Annotated in this window: 18 protein-coding genes; 8 read left to right on the top strand and 10 right to left on the bottom strand. The window is 38.2% G+C overall.

Annotated elements, in window-relative coordinates; translation table 11 throughout:
* Window positions 1-2: 2 nt before the first annotated feature.
* From QOX35_RS13345 to QOX35_RS13330, 4 genes are all read right to left on the bottom strand, one after another.
* Window positions 3-668, bottom strand: a complete 666-nt coding sequence (locus QOX35_RS13345; protein WP_283687359.1) for a DNA alkylation repair protein — start codon at window positions 666-668, stop codon at window positions 3-5.
* A complete protein-coding gene (locus QOX35_RS13340) occupies window positions 669-968 on the bottom strand; it encodes a Dabb family protein (RefSeq protein ID WP_283687358.1) in 300 nt (99 codons plus the stop codon).
* Window positions 969-1,084: 116 nt separating this feature from the next.
* Window positions 1,085-1,543, bottom strand: a complete 459-nt coding sequence (locus QOX35_RS13335; protein WP_283687357.1) for a hypothetical protein — start codon at window positions 1,541-1,543, stop codon at window positions 1,085-1,087.
* Window positions 1,544-1,690: 147 nt separating this feature from the next.
* Window positions 1,691-2,974: an Nramp family divalent metal transporter gene (locus tag QOX35_RS13330; RefSeq protein WP_283687356.1), complete on the bottom strand. Its 1,284-nt coding sequence runs from the start codon at window positions 2,972-2,974 to the stop codon at window positions 1,691-1,693.
* Between the two features lie 137 nt (window positions 2,975-3,111).
* On the opposite strand from QOX35_RS13330, the gene QOX35_RS13325 reads away from it, so the two are divergent.
* From QOX35_RS13325 to QOX35_RS13315, 3 genes are read left to right on the top strand one after another with little or no spacing between them, the layout of a single operon-like run.
* The gene (locus QOX35_RS13325; RefSeq protein WP_283687355.1) at window positions 3,112-4,773 is read left to right on the top strand and encodes a DUF4836 family protein; all 1,662 of its coding nucleotides are present in this window, start codon (window positions 3,112-3,114) and stop codon (window positions 4,771-4,773) included.
* Window positions 4,774-4,812: 39 nt separating this feature from the next.
* On the top strand, window positions 4,813-5,457 hold the full coding sequence (locus QOX35_RS13320) for an ATP-binding cassette domain-containing protein (RefSeq protein WP_283687354.1): 645 nt from the start codon (window positions 4,813-4,815) through the stop codon (window positions 5,455-5,457).
* A complete protein-coding gene (locus tag QOX35_RS13315; RefSeq protein ID WP_283687353.1) occupies window positions 5,454-6,629 on the top strand; it encodes a transporter in 1,176 nt (391 codons plus the stop codon). Before QOX35_RS13320 ends, QOX35_RS13315 begins: the two co-directional genes overlap by 4 nt.
* Before the next feature lie 4 nt (window positions 6,630-6,633).
* Here the strand turns inward: QOX35_RS13315 and QOX35_RS13310 are convergent, their stop codons facing one another.
* Window positions 6,634-8,022: an MFS transporter gene (locus QOX35_RS13310; protein ID WP_283687352.1), complete on the bottom strand. Its 1,389-nt coding sequence runs from the start codon at window positions 8,020-8,022 to the stop codon at window positions 6,634-6,636.
* Entirely contained in the window at window positions 8,019-8,717 is a 699-nt protein-coding gene (locus QOX35_RS13305) for a type 1 glutamine amidotransferase (protein WP_283687351.1), read from the bottom strand. The genes QOX35_RS13310 and QOX35_RS13305 overlap by 4 nt, the downstream gene beginning before the upstream one ends.
* 129 nt (window positions 8,718-8,846) lie before the next feature.
* Here QOX35_RS13305 and zupT point away from each other — a divergent pair, with 129 nt between their 5' ends.
* The gene (gene zupT, locus QOX35_RS13300) at window positions 8,847-9,644 is read left to right on the top strand and encodes a zinc transporter ZupT (RefSeq protein ID WP_135106991.1); all 798 of its coding nucleotides are present in this window, start codon (window positions 8,847-8,849) and stop codon (window positions 9,642-9,644) included.
* 58 nt (window positions 9,645-9,702) lie between these two features.
* On the opposite strand, the gene QOX35_RS13295 is transcribed toward zupT, so the two are convergent.
* Window positions 9,703-10,149 carry a DUF3836 domain-containing protein gene (locus QOX35_RS13295; RefSeq protein WP_283687446.1) on the bottom strand — a complete coding sequence of 149 codons (447 nt, stop codon included), beginning with the start codon at window positions 10,147-10,149 and terminating at the stop codon, window positions 9,703-9,705.
* A gap of 241 nt (window positions 10,150-10,390) precedes the next feature.
* Here QOX35_RS13295 and QOX35_RS13290 point away from each other — a divergent pair, with 241 nt between their 5' ends.
* From QOX35_RS13290 to QOX35_RS13280, 3 genes are all read left to right on the top strand, one after another.
* Window positions 10,391-15,958, top strand: coding sequence for an alpha-2-macroglobulin family protein (locus QOX35_RS13290; RefSeq protein WP_283687350.1), 5,568 nt, complete (start codon window positions 10,391-10,393; stop codon window positions 15,956-15,958).
* A gap of 90 nt (window positions 15,959-16,048) precedes the next feature.
* Window positions 16,049-16,897, top strand: a complete 849-nt coding sequence (locus QOX35_RS13285; protein ID WP_283687349.1) for a hypothetical protein — start codon at window positions 16,049-16,051, stop codon at window positions 16,895-16,897.
* Between the two features lie 14 nt (window positions 16,898-16,911).
* Window positions 16,912-17,778, top strand: a complete 867-nt coding sequence (locus QOX35_RS13280) for a hypothetical protein (RefSeq protein ID WP_283687348.1) — start codon at window positions 16,912-16,914, stop codon at window positions 17,776-17,778.
* 260 nt (window positions 17,779-18,038) lie between these two features.
* Here the strand turns inward: QOX35_RS13280 and QOX35_RS13275 are convergent, their stop codons facing one another.
* From QOX35_RS13275 to QOX35_RS13265, 3 genes are all read right to left on the bottom strand, one after another.
* Window positions 18,039-19,898 (bottom strand): S9 family peptidase, encoded by a 1,860-nt coding sequence (locus QOX35_RS13275; RefSeq protein ID WP_283687445.1) that lies wholly within the window; start codon window positions 19,896-19,898, stop codon window positions 18,039-18,041.
* A gap of 193 nt (window positions 19,899-20,091) precedes the next feature.
* Window positions 20,092-21,402 carry a solute carrier family 23 protein gene (locus QOX35_RS13270; protein WP_283687347.1) on the bottom strand — a complete coding sequence of 437 codons (1,311 nt, stop codon included), beginning with the start codon at window positions 21,400-21,402 and terminating at the stop codon, window positions 20,092-20,094.
* A gap of 246 nt (window positions 21,403-21,648) precedes the next feature.
* A complete protein-coding gene (locus QOX35_RS13265) occupies window positions 21,649-23,706 on the bottom strand; it encodes an acetate--CoA ligase family protein (RefSeq protein ID WP_135106915.1) in 2,058 nt (685 codons plus the stop codon).
* 210 nt (window positions 23,707-23,916) lie between these two features.
* Between QOX35_RS13265 and QOX35_RS13260 the strand changes: the two genes are divergently transcribed.
* Entirely contained in the window at window positions 23,917-25,062 is a 1,146-nt protein-coding gene (locus QOX35_RS13260; protein WP_283687346.1) for an acyltransferase family protein, read from the top strand.
* The last annotated feature ends 340 nt before the right edge of the window (window positions 25,063-25,402 follow it).

The raw sequence follows: 25,402 nt of genomic DNA, 5'->3' as shown, positions 1-25,402 counted from the left end.
TCTTACCCCTCAAAGAAATAATTAAACTCGAAAGCCATGCTATTAAACGCCTCTTGCTTTATCAGATCTTTATCTTCCTTATATACAGATAATTTTTGAAGAATGCGATCTGCAATATCTTTAGATTGACGACCAATATGTTTTAGAGTTAACAATGCAGCATTCCGCAGAAAAATATCCTCGGATATCACATCATCCCAAATAGTTGACACTAATTCTACAGCTACAGGTTCTGTCTTCTTAGCAATGAACAGACGCGCCAACAACCAGTACCCTGTAGTTCTGATATCTGTAACAGCTGAATTTGCCCACTCCAATGCTATCTCTCTGGCAAATGTCACATTCTGAAGCAAGTTTGCACAAACCTGTTCTCTTATCTCCTGATTGGGGATAGATACACCCCACTCGTGTGCCTTTTCTTTTGTAAAAGAATCGGTTGGGTAAAGTAGGGTTGCCAATATTTTCAACTCGCGGGTATTGTCTGCCCAAAGCGTTTCCGCGAGTTCAGAATCAGGTTGATAACGCTTCGCTAAATCTTTGATCTGCTGAACAGACAAGCCAAAGTTTAGCTTGTAATCCAAACCACGCTGACGCATGTTTGTTGAAACAATGCCGTTCATAGCCATACGGCATCTCTTACGAATGTCTTTTATTATATCTTCTTGCATTTATACCTCAAAGTCTACGGCTTTTCTATCTATTACAGCCTCTCTGATAAAAGGAAGAACAGCCTGATGTAACGGATGATTCTGATATATTTCTAAATCTTCTTTCTTACTCAATTCTGAATAAAGAGCAACATCAAAGTTGCCACCTCCTAAAAAGTCTATACCTACTTCTATCTTGAGTAATCCATCAATTTTACCCGACAAAGCTTCCAGTTTTTCTTTTATCAGTTTTGCATTTGTAACTTTATTATTTCCGTGAGCTTCATCCTTCAGCTTCCACATTACGATGTGTTTAATCATATTCAGTTATATTTTGGGTTTTATTAAAAGGTGACAAAAGTGACACTTTTTTATATATTTATATCGTCACCTTTTTCCTTTAAATCATTCTATTAATAGATAAAAACGTGCAGAAATTATTCTGCATACTCATTTGGTGACACTTTTATCTCTGCAAAAAGCGTACCATCCAATTTATAATAAGCGAATATTACCGTCATCTTATCTTTACGAAACATATCGAGATCTTCGCCTTTATTCTCACGCATCCCCATAGTGATAGCAGGCTTTGCACTCCGAACAAATTCGTCAACAGATACGATAGGCTCTTGAGTAAAAGTGTAGTAATACTTATATTCTGTAGCAGAAACAGCCTCAGCTCGATCCATGCGTATATTACCGGGTAATACCATTGGCATCGAAGCATTCGCTTTTTCGGCCAGCTTAATATATTTCTTCTTCGGTGCTTCTCCTTTTACTTCTGTTTTTACAGTTTTTTCATCTGTTGTATTATCCGTTTTCGATTTTGAGTTACACCCAGTAAACGTAGCGAATGCAATCGAACAGATAAGAGCAAAAACAATATACTTTTTCATAACTATCCGGTTTTTATTAATAATCAAGTGATAAAGATACGTATTCAAAAAAGAATCTGATCTCTCTTATGTTATATTTTAGCTCGCAACGTATTTATAAGAGAGAAAAACAGACCTAAAAACGGTTCTTTATTCGAGCAATATCATTTATATCTTAACATCTACAAAGAAACTAACCAACAACAATATATTAAGAAGCGTAACAACTATGGCTATGCCATACAAAAGTATTTTCGTAAAAAGAGTATTAGCGTACTTGCCCATTACCTCTTTAGATGAAGTAAGCCTTACCTGCAAAAACACAGTTATTGGAAGTTGCACACTCAAAATAGCTTGAGAGATAATAAGCCCCTTAAAAGGGTCGCCTATCATAAATATGATTAGCAATGCTATCCCGAGTGAGATAATAACACCTGTACGCGAATGAATATCTTTTATATTATAAGGTTCATCGTACATACCTGCAAATATAGAGCCTGCCGCAATGCCCGAAGTCATAGAAGACGAAACTCCCGCCAACAGCAACGCCAATGCAAATATCACAACCGCATTACTTCCCAGCAATGGTTCGAGCAGAGAATGGGCTTGTTGAAGATCATTTACGACGATATTTTCTCTAAAAAAAGTTGAAGCAGCCAATAAGATCATCGCACTATTTATTGCCCACCCGATAAACATAGAGAAAAATGTATCGAAAAACTCGTATTTCAATTGCTTTTCAATCACAGCCTCATCTTGCAAATTCCATTGACGGCTTTGTATCACTTCCGAATGCAGAAAAAGATTGTGCGGCATCACCACTGCACCCAGCACACTCATTATAATCAACATACTCCCTTCCGGGATAGAAGGCACTACCCATGCTTGTGCTGCCTCTCCCCACTCTATATCAACAAGAAAAAGCTCGTAGATAAAAGATAGTCCGATAAGGGAGACAAAAGCAATAATATAACGCTCTATCTTTTTATACGAATTGGAAAACATCATCGCGAAAACGAAAACTGCAACCAATACGGCTCCCACTTTGATAGGAATATCAAAAAGCATATTCAATGCAATAGCTCCACCCAATATTTCGGCCAAAGATGTGGATACAGAAGCTCCCATTGCCGACCACAATATAGTTCGCGAACCCATACGGGGTAAATATTTATTAGCGGCTTCGGAAAGACAAAGCCCTGTCACAATACCCAAGTGAGCTACATTGTGTTGAAGGATAATCAACATAACGGTAGACAGCGTTACCACCCATAACAGAGCATATCCAAACTCCGATCCGGCTGCAAAATTCGAAGCCCAGTTACCCGGGTCAATAAATCCCACAGTTACCAACAGTCCGGGACCTATATATTTTAATAGCTCCAAAGCACCATACTTTGGTTTGGGGTGAATGCGTGTATATGCTTTCTTTAAATTTTCAAAAAGATTCATTACGTTCTATATTTGGATACAAAATTATCTTTTTCGCAAAACAATCTTCATAAAATGTGAAAAGAATTAATCATTCCAAAGCTCAACACCTTTCTTTTTCTTATATTCGCAGAATTAATATTTTTAAACACGAAATTATGAAACAAACGGGTATTACTCTCATAGTTGCATTATTTGTAGCTTTTTTTTACTCATGTAAAGATTCGGCAGACTTGACCAACTCGATACCGGCGAGTGCCGCTACTGTTATACATATCGATACAAAATCTCTATTGACAAAAGCCGACTATAAGCCACTGGAGAATAAAGTTATAAAAGAAGCCCTTGACAAGGCTAAGTCCGGCGGTAACGCGACAAAAGCTATTGAACAGCTTGAGAGTTTCCTTAAAAACCCAAATTCGACAGGCATCGACTTTCTTAGCGATTGTTACATGTATATGGACAGTACGACAATGGGTATTGTTCTGAAAATGGACGATCAAAAGAAATTGAAGGAATTACTTATCAAGACCTTCGAGCTACCGGAACAAATGTTGGAAGAAAAAGATGGGGTGACTACAGTAAGTGCACAACAAAACTTTGTTATAGGCTGGACTAAGGACAAGCTTTTATTGCTTACATATATGGGAACTGTATATTATCGCGACCATAGTGCCTTGCCTGATCTGAAAACATTGGTTACAAAACAACTAACGCAAACAGCTAAAGAGAGCATCAACTCTAAAAAATCATTCGCAGAATTTATTTCGAACAAAAAGGATATTTCGATCTTCTCTTCATACAGTAATATAAAAGGAATGTGGTCTTCTTTGTTACCTCCGGCATTGGCAATGCAAGGACATGACGGGAATGCTGTAAATAAAATGCTAACAGAATTATATGACCAATTAAAAGATATAAATACAGCTGCTTTTATTTCGTTCGAAAAAGGGGAAATAGCATTTAGCAATAAAATGTACTATGATACCCCGGAAGCAGAGAAGAAATTTAACGAACTGGCGTCGCAGATGACAGGTAAACTAAAAGGTGATCAGCTTAAATACTTTACAGATAAACCTATCTTTTCCATCTCGGCTAACATGAAAGGAGAAGGTATTTATAATTATCTGAACGAATTAGGCTTCATTTCTCTGATAGAAGAAAGTGCAGGTTCTAACTTATCGGAGTTAGGCATCGACCTGAAATCTTTTATCTCCAATATGGATGGAGACATTACTTTTGCCGTGAATAATGTAAAAATTGTAACAAAGAAATCTGATTACTACGATTTTGAATATACAGACTCATCTCCTGAGCTTTCATTTTTTGCAGACCTCAAAGACGCAAACTCTATATGGAATATTGCAAAAGGAAAAATAAAAGAACTTAATGGCGAAGCTGCCGTTTTCACTGAACTGAATCCAAATACATATTCGCTAAAAATGGATGAGAATACGAATGCTTACTTTGGAATCAACAACAATATGTTCTTCTTTACAAATAGCGAAAGTGTATTCAAAAACATATCAGCAACAGGACTAAAGAGTGATCTGTCGGATCAGGCTAAAGATAAGACTACATTTATATGTGGAACTTTCAATCCTCTAAAACCATTATTATTGTCAGAAATAGGAGGTAATGATAAAGCTAAGGAGCTTGCCACAAAAGGCTTTGACTTGCTTGGTGATTATAATTATATAACAACTCAGGACATGAGAGGTAATGGTAAAATCGTTATTACAGATACAAGTGGCAATAGCCTTGCTGTAATTTGTAAATTTGTAGACAGTGTAGTTACACATATCGCTCAAGAATATTAAATAAAAAGCTGATAGCGATAAGCTAACAGCTAAGTATGGATGAATACGATACAATTAAAAAACGCCCTTCCTGATGTCTTCTCGGAAGTAAGAGATATAAAATCAGATATCTGGAGAAAAGACCTCACTTTTGAGAAGGGAAAAACATACCTGATAAAAGCAGAATCAGGCTTAGGAAAAAGTTCGCTCTGTAGCTATATCTATGGCTACAGAGCCGATTTTTCGGGAAATATCTTTTTTGACGAAGCAGAAGTCAAAAATATAAAGAGAAAAAAATGGGATAATATCAGATCAAAACATTTGAGCCTCCTATTTCAAGAACTGCGTCTTTTTCCCGAATTGACAGCACAGGAAAACATCCGGCTAAAAAACAATCTCACTCACCACAAAACCGAATCGGAAATCGATTCGATGTTCGACAGGTTGGGCATCAGTGACAAGAAAGACCAACCAATAGGAAAAATGTCTTGGGGGCAGCAGCAACGTGTCGCAATTATCCGCTCGCTTTGCCAACCTTTCGACTTTCTTATCCTCGACGAACCCATTAGCCATCTTGATGACAACAATGCCAAAATCATTACTGAGCTTATCCTCGAAGAGGTAACAGCACAGCATGCGGGATTGATAGTCACCTCGATAGGCAAAGATTTACCAATGGATTACTCTCAAATATTATCGCTATGAATCTGGTTTGGAAGCTCTTGAAACAAAATATAAGCAAAGGACAGTTTGCCGGATTCTTCATTGCCAATCTTATCGGATTAACAATTGTTCTGCTTGGCCTCCAGTTTTACCTGGATATCAATCCCTTGTTTTCGGAAAAGGATACTATCATGAAGAGGGATTTTCTGGTACTAACAAAACAAGTCGGCATCTATAATACACTGAACCCTCAAGCATCAGGTTTTTCGGCCGAAGAAATTAAGAATATAGAAAACACCAGTTTTGCAACGCAGGTAGGAGCATTTACTGCTTCGAGATATAAGGTTTTTGGAGGAATAAATACTAATCAGGGAGGTTTCAACACCGAAATGTTTTTCGAATCGGTTCCTGATGATTTCATAGATGTGAAGACCGACAGATGGAAGTTTAGTCCCGATAATGAATTCGTTCCTATTATCCTTCCTAAAAACTACCTTGACCTCTACAATTTTGGCTTTGCCGAAGCTCGCTCTATGCCGAAGCTTTCGCAGAGTGTAATCGGGATGGTGAATTTCAACATCACCATATCAGGCAAATGGCAACATAAGGAGTTTAAGGGGCAAATAGCCGGTTTTTCGAATAGGATAAACACAATCCTTGTTCCCGAATCTTTTATGAAATGGGCAAACGAAAACTACGGCGAACAAGCCGTCTCCAATCCCAGCCGACTGATGGTAGAAGTAAATAATACTGCCGACCCCAATATTGCGAGCTTCCTCAAAAAGAATAACTATGAAGTAGAAGGCGAAAGCTCGGCAGTGAGTAAAATGTCGTACTTCCTCAAGATAATGGTAGGCATTGTTATTGCAATAGGAATAATAATCTGTGCACTAGCCTTTTTTGTGCTTACGCTTAGCATCTATCTGCTATTGGAAAAGAATATGGAAAAACTACGGAATCTTCGTCTGATAGGTTATGCAAAAAGCGTGGTAGTCCGTCCTTACGAATTAATGGCTATCGGGATGAATTTTGCGATACTCACACTTGCAATTGCCTCGGTCTTGGTGATACGCATCAAGTACAGCGATATTGTACGCAATGTATGGAGTGAATTCGAAGGTTCGGATATTATGATCACTCTGATTGCCGGAGTATGTATATTCTTACTTTTATCCTCGCTGAATATTGTGATAATAAGAAGAAAAGTAAAATAGAAATTTATTCTTTCGATTTCTTCTTTTCCCTCACAGAGGAAGCATATACTCCAAAGAGACAAAGCACAAAGAAGGTAATGAATGTTATACGCATACTCCCTATAAACTGAGGGTGCGGTGCTAAAGACAAATCGATATTGCCTATCATTATCGACATCGCCATTATAGCAATCCCCATACTAAGAGACTGCCCTGTAAGCCTCATCGTACCCATCGTTGCAGATGCCAGTCCATAATGTTTTCTTTCTACCGAACTCATGATAATATTTGTATTTGGAGAAGAGAATATACCAAATCCTAACCCCAAAAGAACCATCATGATACCAATAAAGTAATAGCTTGTAGTCTCGGTAATAAAGCACAATCCACCCAACCCGACTGCAATGATAGACATGCCTATGGTTGCCAAAAATGTAGGAGACATTTTGTCGGACAGACTACCTGACCTCAAAGCGGCGATAGCCTGTATAACAGATTGTATGATAAGTATTAGTCCCGCATCGCGAGGAGATAATCCCCGCACATATTGAAGATACAAGCTCAACATAAAGGAAATGGCAAATGTCGCCGAATAATTTATCAGAGCAGACAACGAAGACATCCGAAACATTTTATTGCCTATAAAAACACGGATATTAAACACCGGAAACTCTTGTTTCTTTTCATACAAAGCAAATAAGAATAATACGATTACACCTATTACAATAAAAATGAAACCCTGAATATGAGGTAATTCCGCAAAGCCATAAATCAGAGCAAACAGCCCAATAGCAAACAAGATAGAGCCTATCGTATCAAATTTACTTTTAGCCTCTTCTTTCCAGTCTTCTTTAATGATATAATATCCACCTACGGCAACGATAAAGCAAATAGCCGCAGAAACAAAAAAGATACTATGCCAATTGAAATATTGAGTAAGCAAACCACCCACAAAAGGTCCGGCAGCCAATGAAGAGTACACAGTTGCAGCAACTACTCCCATAGCTTTCCCCCGTTTTTCGGCAGGGACAGAAGAGGTAAGAATAGCGGTACTGGTACCAAACATCATGGCGCTACCGATTCCCGCAAGGAAGCGATAAATGATAAGCATAACCCCTGTTGTTGCCAATCCACTCAATACAGAAAATATAGTCAGTATAACTACCCCCCATATAAACACCTTTTTGCGTCCTATCATGTCTGCCATACGGGCACAAGGTATTTGCAAAATGGCTGTAGATAGCATATAAGAAGTCGGCACCCATCCCGACATAACAGCATTGAGCGATAAATCTTTGTTGATATACGGCAGCGCAAGGTTTAGAGCCGAGCTTATAAAAGGCACAAGCGAAGAAGCCAGACACAGGATAAATAACAAAGCTCCTGTGTTTGCTTTTTTCTCAGGATGCGTCATAGTCTGATCAGTTTATTCAAGATTGTTTCTATCATCTTATTGCATGACGGAATATATTGAGTGCTTTTTCTTATATAATCTTCCGATTGAATATATTTTCCTCCAACAAGTTCTTCATCACTATTGTTGAGTATATCGGCGCAACTTTTTTCAGTGGCTTCAAAATGGAACTGTAAGCCGATAACCTTTTCTTTATACGAAAAAGCCTGATTAACACATGCCTCACTCGAAGCGAGCAGTTTGGTTCCTGCGGGCAAATCAAATGTATCGCCGTGCCATTGGAAAACAATAGGAGACACGGTTTCACTTCCGAATAAGTCCTGAGATGCTTTGTCAATAAACGATATGGGCAACCAGCCTATTTCTTTTTCCTTATTTGGATATATTGCGGCTCCCAATGCATTGGCTATTATCTGCGAACCCAAGCAGATACCCAGCACTGCTTTGTCTGAATCAATTGCTTTTCGGACAAACAGCTTTTCATCTTTCAACCAAGGATAACTGTCTTCTTCATAAGTCCCCATAGGGCCTCCCATAATTACGAGCATATCAAAGTCATCCTGATGAGGAAACTTATAATCCTCAAAAATTTTGGTTACCGTTAGACTATAACCGTTATCCTTTACCCATTTTTCGATATATCCCAAGCCTTCGTATGGGACATGTTGAATGTAATGAACCTTATATGTAGACATAATTATATTTTTGTGTGATTTAAACTTTAAATGTACCAAAAATGTTCATATCAAAAACAATCTATAAAAAATATAGTTTTCAAAATGAAAACTATATCATACCTTTACATTCATAACACGCGACTAAGGATGTCTGATTATAATATATTACTAGCTTTTATACTTACTGCTATAGCCGGTCTATCTACCGGAATAGGCAGCCTGATTGCGTTATTGGCAAGACATACAAATACGAATTTCCTTTGTGCTTCTCTCGGATTTTCGGCAGGAATCATGTTATACGTTTCTTTTATGGAAATGATACCCGAAGGAAAAATAGAACTGATAGCTGCTTATGGAGAAAAACTGGGTACACTATATCTTATTCTGGCATTTTTTATAGGAATTGCATTCATCAACCTCATAGACTTTCTTATCCCCGAGTCTCTAAACCCTCATGAAATACAAGGAGTAGAAGACATGGGTATAAAAAAACGTGCATTGAAACGCACCGGTATCGTAGTGGCCATGTCTATAGCAATTCATAATTTCCCCGAAGGGATAGCCACGTTTACATCGGCTCTCGGGTCTTTAGACGTTGCAATACCGATTACGATAGCGATAGCAATACATAATATCCCCGAAGGAATTGCTGTAGCTGTACCCATATATCATGCAACAGGCAGCCGACAAAAGGCTTTCTGGCTTTCGTTTGCATCCGGTCTGGCTGAGCCGTTCGGTGCTCTGATTGCCTATTTTTTCCTTTTACAGTTTTGGACTCCTGCTATAAATGGGCTTATACTAGCTGCGGTATCGGGCATCATGGTGTTCATCTCGTTAGACGAACTTTTACCTAGTGCCGAGAAATACGGAAAACATCATATTTCCATCATGGGACTCGTAGCCGGAATGCTGGTCATGGCATTCAGCTTATATCTGTTTATATAAAAAATCCTGCCTCTTTTCGGGAAGCAGGATCACAATACCGTGTTGATAAATATAAGTTCTATTTTATTGCTGTCAGATTATCTTTTGCATTCACCTGCACTACTGCCAACAGTTCACCCTGTGCATCATATATGTGTTGCAAGTGTTGAGACTGTAACGACCATGTAGATATACCCTGATCCCATGTTGTGTAAGCAATATCTACAACTTGTCCTTTATTGTTATATTCATAACTGTACTTCTGAACTCCTACCCAACCTTCTTTATCTACCCATTTGTAAAGTACTCTTTCTTGTAAAGAACCGTCAGTACTATATTTATATACTGTTTTGTCCAACGCCTTCGAGGTTTCTTTATCTACCGTTACGTACTCTTTCGTTTTGTCGTCATTATTGCTATAAACTCTGGTTTTAGGACTCCCTGCATATACATTTGCTACAGATAATAATACGACTAAAAGTGATGTTAATATTGTTGTTCTCATGACTGTATTTACTTTAAATATTTCTTAATCTTTTTACAAATTATTTGAAAAGCGCTTCTATACATAAGACGATAATCCGGAGAATATAGTTACAACTTTTTCCTGTTTTTTTTGAAACAAATACATAAAGCGCTAGAAAACAGAATCTTTACAGAGAGAACAATTTATATGTGTTTTATAAAAAGTAAATACAATCAAACTCTTTATCGAAAATATTCTCATATATTTGTACTTATACTAACTTGCATCAATAGCACAATTTATGAAAAAATACCTATTCACCCTTAGCCTGATCGTCATAGCATGTCTTTTTAGTCTAAATTCATGTAGAAAAAGTGGTAGTAAAGAGATCAACTCCGAGTTTGCAAAATATATTGCCGCCTTTACCTATGGTAAAATATCTTCCTCTTCGGAAATACAGATCGAACTTACACAAGATATTCCGACAGCCGAGCTTAATAAAGAAATTGAGCAGGAGCTATTTGAATTTTCTCCATCGATAAAAGGTAAAGCCTACTGGACCAGCACACGTACTATCAAATTTGTACCTGAGCCCGGAGAGTTGAAACAAGGGACAGAATATGATGCTTGGTTCAAACTCGACAAGGTTTTGAAAGTAGATAGCAACTTCAAAGAGTTCTACTTTTTTTTCCGTGTGCCTGAACAAAACTTCAATGTAAACCTACGCCCTTATACTCAAATGAAAGATAATGACCTTGTATGGAATACTGTACAAGGCGAAGTTCTTTTAGCGGATGAGGCCAACACAGACGATGTAAAAAGTATGTTCTCTTTATCGGGCGGAGATAAATCTAAAGATGCTAAAATAAAGATTACTCCAAGCGAAATAAAAGGTAGATACAATCTAACAATAGACAGTCTTTACAGAGGTACAAAAGAAATAGAATATACATTGAGTATAAAGGGGAGTGCCATAAATGCAAAAAGAGATGATGAGCAAAAAATCATTATCCCTGCAATCTCCGATTTTAAGGTATTGGACGTATCAATGGAATATTCTCCGCAAGAATGCGTTCGCATTACATTCAGTGATCCTCTATCTCTCAATCAAAATATACAGGGGCTGATAAAACCGGGTATTATAGAAAGTTTCTCTTTCGATATTCAGAAAAATATAATGAAACTCTATCTTGATAAAACGACAAGAGGGACAAGTACCGATCTGAAAATATTCAAAGAGCTGAGAAACTCACAAAACAAGACTCTTGAGAAAGATTATACGTTCAGTGTAAATTTTGAAAAGAACAAACCCGAAATAGAAGTACCTAATGCGGGTAATATACTACCCAATTCGGACAATCTTATCATTCCATTCAAAGCTGTCAACCTTTGGGCGGTGGATGTGAAAGTTATTAAGATATACGAAAACAATATATTGGGTTATCTACAGTCGAATGATTTTGGAGGAAGCAACGAGCTAAAACGTTTCGGTCGTCTGATTCTAAAAAAACGTATCCGACTGGATGAAGACCCTACGATGAAACTGGATGAATGGAATACATTCTCTCTGGATATGGCAAAATTGATAAAGCAAGATCCGGGAGCAGTATACAAGGTAGAATTCACCATGAAAAAAGAATACTCTCTTTATCCTTGCGACGGTATAATTCCTCAGATACCGAAAGACGCTGCATTACAGCGTTTCGAGAATGAAATGGACGAAGAAGACGAAAAGCAATGGGATAATCCCGGATATTATTACTACTCCGACGAATGGGATTGGGATGAATATAACTGGCAAGAAAGAAATAATCCTTGCGACCCGACATATTACATGAACAAAACATCAGAGGTTGTTGTATTAGCATCCAACATTGGTATCACTGCAAAGATGGGCTCCGAAAAGAAAATGACAGTAGCCCTTACAGATATATTAACTACAAACCCTATTTCGGGTGCAACGGTTGATATTTACAACTATCAGATGCAGCGCATTGGTACAGGCAAAACAGATGGAGACGGGTTTACAGAAATAGAATACAAGGGAGGTGTTCCGTTTGCAGTTATTGCGTCGCATGGTAAAGAAAAAGGATATCTGAAGGTTACTTCAAATCTTTCTTTATCGCTTAGCAACTTTGATGTTAGCGGACAAGAGATACAAAAAGGATTGAAAGGGTATATCTATGGAGAACGAGGCGTGTGGCGTCCGGGCGATTCTATATTTGTCACCTTTATTCTCGAAGATAGACATCAGACATTACCAAAAGATCATCCTGTTTCGCTCGAACTATATACTCCACGCGGGCAAATGGCTCAACGTTATGTATCAACCACAGGTAAAGATGGATTCTATGCTTTCCGTATGGCTACCGACCCGAATGCTATCACAGGCAACTGGAGGGCACGTGTAAAGGTGGGAGGAGTAACATTCTCAAAGACATTGAAAATAGAAACCGTTAAGCCGAACCGTTTAAAAGTACGGCTTGATGCAGGTGAAATGATAAATGCAGGCAGCGGCACATTTTCCGCCCCGTTGTCTTCGCAGTGGCTACATGGTGCTCCTGCAGCAAATCTGGCTGCAAAAGTAGAAATGACTTTAAGTAAAGCATCCAATCCTTTCAAAGGATATGAAACTTATACATTCAACAACCCAACGTCGAACTTTGCGTCCGATACCTATACTGTTTTTGATGGGAAACTTGATGCACAAGGGAATGCAACGGTGAGAACAAGCCTGCCTCAGGCATCTAGCGCACCGGGAATGTTGCGAGCGAATATCGTTTCCCGAGTATTTGAGTCGGGGGGAGATGCCAGTATATATACTCAAACTGCAGCTTACTCTCCATACTCGGCATATGTAGGAGTTAAAGTGCCAACAAGTAGCGATTACGGCTGGTTGGAGACAGACAAGGACAATATGTTTGATATTGTTACTCTTAGCCCCGAAGGAAAACCGATTAACCGCTCGAATGTAAATGTGAAAATTTATAAGTTGAAATGGTCTTGGTGGTGGAATACCAATGATAATTTGGCTTCTTATGTGAATAATACATCTACCGAAGTACTCTTAAATGAAAACATTTCAACTTCGGCAGGAAAAGCGAAAGCCAAGTTCCGTGTGAACTATCCGGATTGGGGACGTTATCTCATCATGGTAAAAGATGAACAGAGCGGACATATCACAGGTAGAGTATTCTATGTGGATTGGCCATCGTGGAGAGGACGCTCGGAAAAAGATGACCCAAGCGGATTAACAATGCTTTCGTTCTCTACAGATAAGCAGTCTTACAAAGTTGGAGAAACTGTTACCGTAATTTTGCCAAAAAGTTCAAAGGGTCGCACCTTGATTACCATAGAGGATGGCTCACGTATCATTTCGCGCGAATGGGTAAAAACAAGTGCGACAGAAGATACCAAACACACCTTCAAGGTAACAGAAGAAATGACACCTAACTTCTACATTGCCGCCAGCCAGTTACAGCCGCATGCGCAAACAGACAATGACCTGCCTATCCGTATGTATGGTATATTGAATATCAATGTGGAAAATAAGGAAACGGAACTGAATCCTGTCATCACGATGCCGGATGAACTCCGTCCGGAAAAAGAATTCAGTGTTTCCATATCCGAAAAGAACAAAAAAGAGATGACTTATACCCTCGCTATTGTAGATGAAGGGTTGTTAGACCTCACATCATTCAAAACACCAAATGCCTGGGCTGATTTTTATGCACGTCAGGCTCTGGGTGTACGCACATGGGATATGTTCGACATGGTAGTAGGTGCACAAACGGGCAAGCTTGGTCCTCTATTGAGTATTGGGGGTGACGAAGCTTTGAAACCAGCCAACAATGTTATGAGCCGATTTAAACCTGTAGTAAAATATATGGGTCCATTTACAATAAGCGGAGGTAAAACGGATACACACAAAATTAAACTTCCATCTTATTTCGGCTCTGTACGTGTAATGGTTGTTGCCGGAAATAAAAAAGGTGCTTACGGAAGTGGAGAGAAAACTGTTCCTGTAAGAAATCCGCTGATGATATTATCGACATTACCACGTGTGGCGGGTCCTGAGGAAGAGTTCTTGCTTCCTATAAATGTATTTGCAATGGACAAGAAAGTAAAAACTGTAAATCTGACAGTAGAATCTAAAGGTATATTCCAGTTTACAGAAGGAACTTCTAAATCTGTATCATTTACGAATGTAGGCGATAAGATGGTTTACTTTAAAGTGAAAGTCGGCAAGAAAACAGGCTATGAGAAAGTAGTGATTAAAGCGACAGGAGGAGGAGAATCTGCTACAGAAACAATTGATATTGAGATTCGCAATCCAAATCCGAATGTTCTGTTAAATTCTCACGCTCTTGTTTCGCCAAACGATACGGCACATTTAGCCATATCATTCGAAGATATCAAAGCTGAGGATTGGGCAAAACTCGAAGTATCACGTATGCCGGGAGTGAACCTAAATAACACATTAACTTATTTGCGCTACTATCCTCACGGATGTACCGAGCAAGTAACATCTAAAGGGTTCCCGTTACTATTCTTAGGGAAATTCAGACCTCTTACCGAAAAAGAGAAAGAAGTTATTGTAACAGACAACGTAAAAGGGGCTATTCAGACAATCGTTTCACGCCAGCTTGGCGACGGTGGTATTGTTTACTGGCCGGGCAATCGTTATCCGGATGAATGGGTAAGCAGTTACGCCGGACACTTCTTACTGGAAGCACAGAAAGCAGGATGGGAAGTTCCAACATCAGTAATCAACAAGTGGAAACAGTTCCAGAAAAAAGCTGCTCAAACATGGAATAAGAGTAACCTTTACAGTTCTTATTATACTTACTCGATGAGTGACTTGCAGCAAGCATACCGCTTATATACTTTGGCTCTTGCCGGAGACCCAGAACTGGGAGCGATGAACCGATTGAAAGAAATGCAAGGCTTATCAGTACAGGCTCGTTGGAGGTTGGCTGCTGCCTACGCCTTAGCAGGTAAGAAAGATGCAGCACTGCAACTGACAAACAATGCCAGCGATCAGGTAGAACATTATGCATTCAGTAACAACACATTTGGTAGTTCTCAGCGTGATATGGCTATGATAATGGAGACATACCTCTTGCTAGGACAGACACAAAAAGCGCTAAAACTCTCATTCAAGGTATCTGAATACCTGAGCGGAAGTTATATAACTACCCAAACTGCAGCTTATGGTTTGATCGCTATGTCTCGACTGGCTGAAAAAATGGGCAAAGGTGTTATCTCATACGAATGGTCATTGAATGGAGTTCCTCAAAAAGTAAATAACTCGGGCGATGTATTCCAAGAAGTAAATATAAAACCTCACGATAAGGTAAACATATCGATTAAGAATAAGGGACAGGGTGATATATTTGTTCGTCTGTTAGGTAAAACACAACCTCTGACAGACAAGAATCCTGCCGAAGCGAATGGAGTAAAACTATATGTAAAATATATAGACGAAAACGGCAAAGAGCTGGATGTTTCTTCTCTACGACAAGGAACAGAATTCTATGCAAATGTGATTGTTCAAAATATTTCGGGACAATATCTTACAGATATGACACTCGATCAGATATTTGCCTCAGGATGGGAGATATTCAACAATCGCTTGTTCAACGAAGCCAATACAAGAACAGCCGGTGCATATAACTATCAAGACATCAGAGATGACAGAGTGTATACTTACTTCAATCTGGGTACAGGATATTCGATATCATTTAAGGTCAGATTGCAAGCTGCGTATTGTGGTAAGTTCTATCTTCCGGCTGTAGCTAGTTCGGCTATGTATAGCCCTGATATAAATGGACGTACTACCGGACAATGGGTAGAAGTAAAGCAATAAAGTAATGTAATTAACTAACAATCAAAATAAGATAGGGTGTTTTATTCGAAAAATGCCCTATTTTTGTATCAATTATTAACGCAAAACTTAATGAAAAAAGCAATCTGTACATTTGGTAGCTATTACTTAACAGAAGGCTTTCCCCGCTTCAGAAGCATGGCTGAAAGTATGGATATCTTTGATGATATATATACTGTCTGTGAAAAAGATTTAGATGCAAACTTTTACAAAAAATGGGGACGATACCTGATCCCATACTCCAGAGGTTTTGGATATTGGTGTTGGAAACCCTATTTCATCCTAAAAATATTAGAGAAAATGGAGGACGGGGATATACTTCTCTATTCAGACATTGGCTGTTATTTTAATCCCAAAGGCAAAGAACGACTCTTAGAGTATTATAATATTGTAGAGAAAACTCCAACTGGAATACTTGGAGTAAAGAGCCAAGAGGTCAGCTACAACGGCATGCCCGAAACTCTTTATTATGAATATGAATGGACAAAGGGCGATGTGTTTGAATATTATGGTGTATATAACGATAAGGCTTATACACATACTCCTCAATTCGAATCCACTATTATTTTTTTCAAAAAAAGCCCTGTTGTGATGCAGTTTGTCAGAGACTGGTATCAGGCATATCTCGATGATTATAGTCTTGCAACAGATTCACCGTCACGAATCCCTAACTTACCCGGATTTAAAGAAAACAGGCACGATCAAAGTATTTATTCTATCCTTGCCAAAAAGTATGGGATAGCAGAAATTTCCACAAACGAAATATTTCAACGAGACTGGAATCTTCTCGAAAAATATCCCATACAAGCTCGCAGAGATAAATATTACCCAAGCAGATATCACTACAAACATCGCTTTAAGTTAAGAAAGCTTTATCGCAGATGGTGGAGAGTAAAATATTGGTTCAAAGATAAACTATAATTAGACATCCTTGCATGAAAAAAGTATTATGTACATTTGGTAATACATTATTAGCTCCGGGATTTCCTCAGTTTGTACAAAATGCCGAAGCGATGGGAGTATTCGACGAAATATATACATATACCGAAAAAGATCTAAGTAAAGAGTTTCGTAAAAAATGGGGACGATATATGTATCCTTATTCAAAAGGATATGGCTACTGGTGCTGGAAACCACCTTTGATAAAGAAGACTCTCGACATGATGAATGATGGAGACATTTTACTCTATACAGATGTAGGATGCTACCTTAACCACAATGGGAAGGAACGACTAGCCGAATATTATGAAATAGTAGAAAAAAGCCCTTCAGGAATGTTAGGCTTCAGAAGTTTTGAGAAAAACTATAACGGTATGCCGGAAGGTCTACGATTTGAATATGAATGGACTAAAGGGGACATTTTTGATTACTTTGGCGTCAGGGACAATACAGAAGTAACGCAAACAACCCAATATGAGGCAGGGATCATATTTATTAAAAAGGGACCTGTGTCAACTGCCTTTGTCAACGAATGGGTGAAAGTTATTGATGATGATTTCAGTCTTATTACAGATGCTCCTTCGAGAAGTCCTAACTTAAAAGGATTTCAAGAGAACCGTCACGACCAAAGCATATATTCAATGCTAGCAAAAAAATATAAAATAGAAGCAGTCTCAACAAACGAACTGATTCCTTTGGGAGGGGTAATGGATTGGTCTATCATAGATAAGTATCCGATACAAGCTCGCCGAGATGTTTACTACAAAAGTATGCGTCATTACAATCGCCGTTTTCAATTGCGAAAACTATACGAAATGTGGTGGAAGTTTAAATACTTTTTCAAGGATTTATTTAGGATCTAACCTTTATGAACAAAAGACTTTACCTACTTAAACAAAAATAATCTAAATTTTACATTATTATTAAGTTTTTATAGGAATATCCTCATTAGTCACAAAAAGAGTTTTGTTGAGAAAATATAAAAGAACTGTTTGGAGTGTATTATCCTCGTCTCTTTATCATGTTGAACGAAGTGAAATATCTCGATTATAAAAAGAGATTCTTCGTTACACTCAGAATGACATAGCTATACAGTCCAAACAGTTCTATATATAATTAAATATTACTTACCAATATGCGCTGACAAGAAGCTTTCCATTGCACGGTAGAAATCGAAACGATTCTCTTCATTGTGGAAACCGTGACCTTCATTGTCTTTTACCATATATTGGGTTTCAACACCTCTTTTCTTCAATGCCTCAACCATCTGATCCGATTCGTCTTTATTTACACGTGGGTCATTTGCACCTTGAGCTACAAACAATGGTGCTTTAATCTTATCTACGTGGAATACAGGTGAAGCGCTTTCCAGTAATTCTTTATCGGCAACAGGATCTCCAACCATTTCATGCATCATATCCAACATTGGTTTCCAGTATGGAGGAATCGTTTTCAGGAAAGTAAATAGATTAGATACACCAACATAGTCAATTCCACAAGCGTAAAGATCAGGAGTAAATGTTAGTCCAGCAAGTGTTGCATATCCACCATAACTACCTCCGTAGATGGCAATTTTAGCAGGATCTGCTATCCCTTTCTTTTTCAGCCATTCCACACCATCGGTTATATCATCCTGCATTGTTTTCCCCCACTGTTTGAAGGATATTTCCCAGAAATTTTTACCAAATCCGGTAGATCCACGGAAATTCATTTGGAATACAGCATATCCTTTATTGGCTAAGAATTGTACCTCCGGATTAAAGCCCCAACTATCACGTGCCCACGGGCCACCATGCGGATTAACAACTACAGGCAGATTTTTTGCTGTCTCCAAAGTATATCCTTTCGGTAGAGTCAGGTAACCTTCTATCGTTAAACCATCACGTGTAGTATATTTCACACAATTCATTTCGGCCATATTGTTTTCATCGATCCAAGGATAAATATCTGCTATATGAGTCAGTTCATCTTTCTTTACATCATAGAGATAATATCCTCCGGGGGTTTTATCGTTATATGTACGAACAATCAGCATATCTTCATCTTTATTTTGGCTGCTAACGCTAATAGGTTTTCCTGATACTTTTGCTGTTACTTTATCGAAAATAGCTTTCAAATCATTATCGAAGAAATGACGCTTTGCTCCTTCATGAGCCTGATAAGATGCAGCCTGTAATTTCTTATATTTTCGAGAATATGAAATCCCTGACAGATCATAAGTATCATTTTCGTACAAAACTTCGACTTCTTTAGCCGTTTGCGGATCAAATATTACGACAGCTTCTTTATCTCTGCCAATGTTAGAAGTAGCATACAACTTCTGATTATCTGGAGTAAAGTAATAAGGGCTTATGCTTTCTTTAAAACTTGTAGTTATAAGTGTTCTGAATGGATCACTTTCTTTATCGCGATACAATAAACTTTGATTTACACCATCAAGTGCGATTGCTATACGCAATTTCCCATCGTGGTCTGTCATCCAGCCCTGAATATTTCCGGGATTCTCAGCTAACATTGTCAGCTCTCCGGTCTCGATATTTAGCCTGTATGGATCAAACACCTGTGGATTTCTTTTATTGAGACCAATAATAACTTCGCTCTCTATCTCAGGCAGATCGTCAATAATAGTAGTACGTACCTTCTCAAAAGCGGTAAGAGTAAGCAGGTTACTTCCATCAGCGTTTACACCATATAACTGAAAATTTTCATCGCCTCCTGTATCTTTGAGAAACAAGATGCGATTATTATTTCCCCAAAAGTAACCGGCAATATCTCTTTCTGTTTCAGAAGTTAATCTTACAGGAGTATTGTCACCTACTTTTTGTACAAAAATATTCATACGTCCTTCATAAGGCGCTGTAAAAGAAAAATATTTTCCATCCGGCGATATCTGATAAGATGACTTTTCAGGGTTTCTGAAAAAATCTTCTAAAGGGATGTTGGGAGCTTGACTAAAAACGCTCATCGAAGCAAATAAAAACATCAACATAAGGATGTTTGAGATAAATGATTTCCTTTTCATAATCTATTAAATTTTAAACTCTTGTTATATATTAGTCGTAATAAGGTGAAAATAATCACATAAAGTATCCAAACATACGAATGAACTCAAAAATATTTAAATAAAAAAGGGTAGCTGAATAAATCCAACTACCCCTCAAAAAATATGTAATTATTTAATCTTTAAACATCTCATCAAAATCTACAACCTGCTTGCCCGGTAATACTTGGTTAAGTACAACCCCGATTATAGAAGCCAGAGCCATTCCTTCTAAAGAAAATACTTTGCCGATATGTATTGCTGCGCCTCCGATACCAATAACAAGTATCACAGAAGATATAATAAGATTGCGCTTACGGCTAAAGTCTACTTTGTTTTCCACAAGCATGCGTAGCCCGCTGGAGGCTATTATACCAAACAAGAGGATAGAAACGCCACCCATTACCGGAGTAGGGATGGTAGATAATAAAGCTGATATCTTACCGCAAAAACCAAACATAATAGCAAAGATTGCAGCTCCTACAAACAGATAAATACTGAAAGCGCGAGTTATAGCTAATACACCGATATTTTCACCATAAGTAGTATTCGGTGGTCCTCCTAATGTAGCAGCTATCATAGTGGCTACCCCGTCGCCCAGCATAGAGCGATCTAGTCCCGGATCTTTGATCAGGTCTTTGCTAACTACTTTACTCAAAACAAGCTGATGTCCGATATGCTCAGCGATAGGAACGATAGCAACAGGAACCATCATTAAGAATACTCTCCATGTGAAAGAAGGTGTATAATGAACAAATGGGATAGAGAAAGAAGGCATTTCGATCCAGTTTGCTTCAACTACGTGTTGCACATCTACAACCCCTAAGATAATAGAAAATACATACCCGCCAATTATACCTACCAATACAGGAATAACACTAAGAAATCCGCGAGTAAAAATGGCTGTAAGAATTGTTATGGTAAGAGTTACTAAACCGATGAGCACATACGTAAGGTCATAATCTCCTGCAGGATTGTTAGTAGCCATGTTAACGGCTGTAGCGGCAAGTCCAAGCCCGATAACCATAATCACAGGTCCTACTACTACCGGAGGAAGCAACTTCATCAACCACTTTGTTCCGGCTCTGTTTATAATAAGTGCAACTACTGAATAGGTAACCCCCACAAGGAAACTACCTACAAGGAAACTTCCCATACCTACACCCGACGAAGGATCGAGTTCCAAAGCTTTTACAGCTATGATGGGATTGATAAAAGCAAATGATGATCCCAGATAAGAAGGGACTTTGCCTTTTGTGATGGCTATAAATACCAATGTACCGATACCACTCGAGATAAGAGCTACAGCAGGGCTCATTCCGGTGAGTGCAGGAACAAGTACGGTTGCTCCGAACATGGCAAATAGATGTTGAATACTCAATAATAGCCATTGGGCGGGTTTAGGCTTTTCTGAAATACCTAAAACAATTTTCTTTTCTTCTTTCATTTTTGAGCGTTTGATATTTGTCTGTTGCACATAAAAAAAGCCGAGAACGAAATATCCGGCTTTATATTTTATATTTACTATTTATTCAAAATTCTTCGTTTTCATACCTATAGATTTTGTCGGCAATAAAGGTAGTATATTTCTGAAATATAATAAAGTACTTCATAAAAAGATTTTTCAAAAAAAAGCAATACCAGCCAAGATATACTTTTGCCGATACTGCTTCTTCGCTATATATAATCAATGCTATTTTTCTATTCTGATTCTTGCATCCACGGCTATAACTCTTTCTTCGTTAGCCAGAAGCGGATTAATATCCATCTCTTTTATTTCCGGTGCAAACCTGAGCATAACCGATAAGCGTACAATGATTTCTACAAACAACTTTTCGTTTAAGCCTTTTTGTCCACGTGTACCCTTTATTATTTTATATGCTTTTAGTGATTGTACCATCGAAGAAGCTTCGTCAAAACTCAAAGGTGCAAGTCCCGATGCTACGTCTTTCAGTATTTCTACAAAAATCCCACCCAGTCCGCATAAAACAATGTGACCGTATGTAGGTTCATATTTTGCACCGATAAATAGTTCTTGCCCCGATAGCATCGGCTGTACCATGACGGCTGTGGCATCGGCTATTTTCATCAAGCGGTCAAATTCGATTGATAAATGGTTTGCCGAATGTATATTTAATACAACCCCTCCCACATCTGATTTGTGAATAGGGCCTACACACTTTGCTACAATTGGGTATCCGATTTTGTCGGCAAAAGCGATAGCTTCGTCCCTATTGGCTGTTACCAATTCTTGCACCTGTGGAATACCTGCGGCATCAAACAATTGCCTAACCGTTTCACTATCTATATATCCGTCAGCAGAGTTGCTGATAATAGTTCTTATACGGGGTATGTCAACAGATATATCTTCTATTTTGCCTACCGATGGAGGAGTCCAGGAAACAACTTTAGAGAGAGCATTTGCTAAAGCATATTCATCTGTAAAATTGACATGTCCTTTCTTTACAAAGGTTTCCATTTCTTCCGACGCAGCTATCACCGATGGTAATATCGGGTATATCGGTAGTTTGCTGGTCTTTATTTTTTTATCCAGCATATTATAGGCTTCGGCTACATTGCTCACTCCGGGGTTTCCGTATATAACGGCTATACCATTTATTTCTTTAAAGTATGTTTCGCAAAAATCGATACATGTAGCCATGTGTTCGCCTGTTCCTGTTCCTATAATATCTATAGGATTAGATACTGCGGCTCCCGGAAGGAGGTGCTTCTTTAGTTCGGCTGCCAAGTCTTTATCCAATTCAGGAACATCGATATTCCCTTTTGATAGAGCGTCTGTTAATATTACGGCAGGCCCCCCTGCTTGGGTAATTATAGCCAAGTTTCGTCCGTTTATTTTCTTTAATGTCAATACTGCTGCAACGTTCGCAAGTTCTTCGCGCGAGTAGCAACGTATAATTCCTGCTTTTCTGAACAGGGCTTCAACGGCTGAGTCGGAACTCGCTATTGCTCCCGTGTGAGAAGATGCTGCGCGACTGCCGGATGTGGAACTGCCCGATTTTATGGCAGCTATTTTACAACCTTTGTTGATGAGGGAAGATGAATGAAGAAGAAATCTATCCGGGTTGCTAATTTTTTCTAAATAGAGAAGTTTTATTTTCGGACTGGTTTCCGGATCAAATTCTTTATCTAAATATTCCAATATATCTTCAATTCCTATCTGAGCAGCATTTCCGATTGACCACGCTGAGTTAAATCTCAGTCCAATACGCATGGCTGATTCTATGATATAAGTAATTGTTCCTCCCGAACTGGAAATTATATCTACTCCATTCGTATCGAGGCTCGGTATAGGACGAGTGAAAATACTTTGATGATTTGTGTTGAAAAATCCAGAACAATTAGGGCCGATCATAATCGCTCCCGCCTTATTTACAATTTCTACAAGTTGTTTTTCTCTTATAGCACCCTCTTCAGACTCTTCGCTAAATCCGGCAGAAAATACAATAAAAGCTTTTACTCCCTTTTTATTCGCCAGATAGTCTACAGTCTCTATACATTGGTTGGCAGGTATAGATATAATGGCAAGATCTGCTTGAGGTATATCTTCAACCTTGGTATAGGCTTTAATACCTTGTATGATACCTCCCTTCGAATTTACAATATATAGCTCTTTTTCGAATGTTCCGTTTATAATATTATGCAAAACACTCCCTCCCGGTTTCAAAATGTTATCAGAAGCTCCAACTATGACAATGCTTTTGGGGTTTATTAATTGATTGTAAGACATAAAACAGGTTTTGAGTGTTATTTTGCACAAAAATAATCAAATAATATGATAGCAGAGGAATCTATTTTTATAATATAAAACATGTTTTATTATCCGAAAATATTATTCCTGGTAATAAGTCGATTATTAAAGTATCTGTAAAAAGTGCTTACTTTGTAAGTTTTATTTTTTGAAATACCAGAATACACCGAAATATAAGAATTTTAAGTTATGCTGAAAACGCAAATTTTTATGGCTGCATTTGCAGACACAAAACCACATTACAATATACTGGATGGGCTGCGCGGGGTCGCCGCTATTATGGTTGTATGTTTTCATATATTTGAAGCTTTTGCCACCAGTCATTTAGATCAACGTATCAATCACGGATATTTAGCTGTCGATTTTTTCTTTATACTGTCAGGATTTGTTATAGGCTATGCTTATGATGGTCGCTGGGGAACAATGAAAGCAAAAGATTTTATTAAACGCCGAATTATACGATTGCATCCAATGGTTGTGATGGGAGCTATTATTGGAGCGATCATGTTCTACTTTCAAGGCTGTTCTGTATGGGATGTATCCAACGTGACTATTGTGGCTTTGTTTATCGCTACATTATTAAATGCACTATTGATTCCTGCTACTACTGCAACCGAGGTTCGAGGATTGGGAGAAATGTTTCCTCTCAATGGGCCCAGTTGGTCTTTATTCTTTGAATATATAGGTAATGTTCTTTATGTTTTATTTATTCGCAAGTTTTCGACTAAGGTTCTTACTCTACTTGTTTTTATTACCGGGTGTTGCTTGGCGGTATTTGCAATATTAGGTCCTTTAGGAGATATATGTGTCGGATATTCATTAACCGGAACAGAGTTTGCCGGAGGATCGTTCAGATTGTTGTTTTCTTTCTCTGCAGGCTTGCTGCTTTCTCGTATTTTTAAACCAGCCAAGAATATAAAAGGTGCTTTTTGGATATGTAGTTTTGCTATCGTTGTCCTTTTAGCTGTGCCACGTATTGGTGGAGCCGAACATTTATGGATGAATGGAATATATGATACCATGTGTTGCGTTGTATTTTTTCCGCTACTTGTTTATTTAGGAGCTTCGGGGCAAACGACCGATAAATACACAATTTGCGTATGCCGATTCTTAGGAGATATTTCTTATCCCTTATATATGGTTCATTACCCTTTTATATATTTATATTATGCTTGGGTGAAGAATGAGAATCTCACATTCCAGGAATCATTACCCGGTGCAGCCGGAGTTCTTGTCGGAAGTATTGCTTTAGCTTATATCTGTTTGAAATTTTACGATACGCCGGTTCGGAAATATTTAGCAAATCGATTTCTAAAACAAAAAAGCAATGTCTAAATCTTTATTTGTTCTTGTTATCTCTATCGGCAAAGTAGAATTTCTGTAGTTTGTTTTTTCTTTAGCGGGTACTTTTCTCATCGTTTCACTTTTTTTCTATTTGCTTGATTGGTCGACTCAGATTGAGTTCTTGTGTCATTTCCCCCTCAAATTTCAAAAAAAGGTTTTAAAAAAACATGTTTAACAACAGTTTGCATATAAGGGATATAGGTGTTATTTTTGTAGTTCTGCCGAAAAATATTTTAAAATTAATTGGTAAAAGATTTGGAGTGTAATGAAAAGGTTATTACTTTTGCACCCGCTTTACCGATAGAGCCGGCGGGTTTTCGAGAGCGAGTTT

It is taken from the genome of Dysgonomonas sp. Marseille-Q5470 (genome assembly GCF_951230145.1).
Taxonomy (GTDB): domain Bacteria; phylum Bacteroidota; class Bacteroidia; order Bacteroidales; family Dysgonomonadaceae; genus Dysgonomonas.
Note: the sequence above shows the minus strand (reverse complement) of the source record. Positions and strands in the feature narration are given on the sequence as shown.

Excerpts from the sequence above, each read along its gene's own strand:
- zupT (WP_135106991.1), top strand. The coding sequence starts at position 8,847 with ATGTCTGATTATAATATATTACTAGCTTTTATACTTACTGCTATAGCC.
- QOX35_RS13330 (WP_283687356.1), bottom strand. The coding sequence starts at position 2,974 with ATGAATCTTTTTGAAAATTTAAAGAAAGCATATACACGCATTCACCCC.
- QOX35_RS13285 (WP_283687349.1), top strand. The coding sequence starts at position 16,049 with ATGAAAAAAGCAATCTGTACATTTGGTAGCTATTACTTAACAGAAGGC.
- QOX35_RS13280 (WP_283687348.1), top strand. The coding sequence starts at position 16,912 with ATGAAAAAAGTATTATGTACATTTGGTAATACATTATTAGCTCCGGGA.
- QOX35_RS13270 (WP_283687347.1), bottom strand. The coding sequence starts at position 21,402 with ATGAAAGAAGAAAAGAAAATTGTTTTAGGTATTTCAGAAAAGCCTAAA.
- QOX35_RS13335 (WP_283687357.1), bottom strand. The coding sequence starts at position 1,543 with ATGAAAAAGTATATTGTTTTTGCTCTTATCTGTTCGATTGCATTCGCT.
- QOX35_RS13305 (WP_283687351.1), bottom strand. The coding sequence starts at position 8,717 with ATGTCTACATATAAGGTTCATTACATTCAACATGTCCCATACGAAGGC.
- QOX35_RS13320 (WP_283687354.1), top strand. The coding sequence starts at position 4,813 with ATGAATACGATACAATTAAAAAACGCCCTTCCTGATGTCTTCTCGGAA.
- QOX35_RS13260 (WP_283687346.1), top strand. The coding sequence starts at position 23,917 with ATGCTGAAAACGCAAATTTTTATGGCTGCATTTGCAGACACAAAACCA.
- QOX35_RS13325 (WP_283687355.1), top strand. The coding sequence starts at position 3,112 with ATGAAACAAACGGGTATTACTCTCATAGTTGCATTATTTGTAGCTTTT.
- QOX35_RS13315 (WP_283687353.1), top strand. The coding sequence starts at position 5,454 with ATGAATCTGGTTTGGAAGCTCTTGAAACAAAATATAAGCAAAGGACAG.
- QOX35_RS13340 (WP_283687358.1), bottom strand. The coding sequence starts at position 968 with ATGATTAAACACATCGTAATGTGGAAGCTGAAGGATGAAGCTCACGGA.
- QOX35_RS13310 (WP_283687352.1), bottom strand. The coding sequence starts at position 8,022 with ATGACGCATCCTGAGAAAAAAGCAAACACAGGAGCTTTGTTATTTATC.
- QOX35_RS13290 (WP_283687350.1), top strand. The coding sequence starts at position 10,391 with ATGAAAAAATACCTATTCACCCTTAGCCTGATCGTCATAGCATGTCTT.
- QOX35_RS13265 (WP_135106915.1), bottom strand. The coding sequence starts at position 23,706 with ATGTCTTACAATCAATTAATAAACCCCAAAAGCATTGTCATAGTTGGA.
- QOX35_RS13275 (WP_283687445.1), bottom strand. The coding sequence starts at position 19,898 with ATGTTTTTATTTGCTTCGATGAGCGTTTTTAGTCAAGCTCCCAACATC.
- QOX35_RS13345 (WP_283687359.1), bottom strand. The coding sequence starts at position 668 with ATGCAAGAAGATATAATAAAAGACATTCGTAAGAGATGCCGTATGGCT.